2 pseudogenes are annotated in these 1,085 nt (G+C 45.0%); one reads left to right on the plus strand and one right to left on the minus strand.

The features are described 5' to 3' along the window. Positions 1-222: pseudogene (locus P5683_RS25135) on the minus strand (hypothetical protein); the annotation flags it as partial. 29 nt (positions 223-251) lie between these two features. Here P5683_RS25135 and P5683_RS25140 point away from each other — a divergent pair. Continuing rightward, positions 252-539 (plus strand): annotated as a pseudogene (locus P5683_RS25140) (IS1-like element ISArma2 family transposase); the annotation flags it as partial. Positions 540-1,085: the final 546 nt, after the last annotated feature.

The following is a 1,085-nucleotide window of genomic DNA, read 5'->3' on the forward strand; positions in this document are numbered from 1 at the left end:
CAAGCACGGTTTGGAATTGGAGTTGGCGAAGGTGACTTCCCTTTCGACCATAACACTACTTCCACCGTTCAAACGTTCTGTCTTGACCTTGGGTCTCCTGCCTTGCTTAGATTTCTCCAAGCGTCGGGACATATAAACAGTTATGGGATGGTCAGAGATGCGACTCCCTATATTCCACCAAGGGGTGGAAGTCCCACCAGGCGGTGATTTCGGGTATTGCAACCTTATTTCATGCCTGAACGTCTCGCACCTCATTGCTTACTTTTACCACATTATGGCAAATGATTCAGGGCTGGGCTGGTTTTCTATATATTACGGACGGATACAAAGTTTATCCTTGCTTAATTGAGGATTGCAATCATCTAGTCAGCAAAACGGCTATGACAAGAGTAGAAGGAGAAAACTGCCGTCTGAGGCACTATTTAGCCAGGCTACATCGCAAAACTTTGTGTGATTCCAAGTCCACTGAGATGTTGTACAAATCAATTCGCTTACTTATCTATTATTTGAAGCATGGACAACTTCCTCCGTTCTCTTAATCATTCCTCACTGTGCAATACCCTTGATTGGTTTCGATTTCTCGAATCCTTTCTTTCAACTCGCTTGCGTCATTTAAACACCCACTAGACTCTATTCTTACAATCAAACCGTGACCTGTTAGCATTTCCCGTCCATTACAGCCGGGCGTTGGCTTTTGGTCACATCTCACATCCTCTAGGACTTGCGGTTACACTTATCCCTACTAACTACCTCGACCAGATAGTCAGAGTCCAGGAGGACTTAAAACGTTCCGTTTATATGGGCCTTCCATCTTTAGATTTGTCCTCAGAACCGGGGTACTTTCAAGGTCTGTGTAGGTAGTATAAGGAGCCTCCTACTTTTCCCCTTACTCTTTTGAGCGCAGCGTTTCAACCTATTTCGCTACTTGATTCTTACGATGGTTCAAGCCGGACATTCGGTCTCCCTAATCATGGATGGTTGGCAGTGGTCTCGTTTCTGATACTATAGCATTAGTCAAGGTGGTTAGGATGCAGCTTGGAGAACGGAATCCATGGCATCATGGAGAGAATCAAACTGCTCAATAC

Origin of the sequence: Limnospira sp. PMC 1279.21, from assembly GCF_032349615.1 — a bacterium.
GTDB classification, from domain to species: Bacteria; Cyanobacteriota; Cyanobacteriia; order Cyanobacteriales; family Microcoleaceae; genus Limnospira; species Limnospira fusiformis.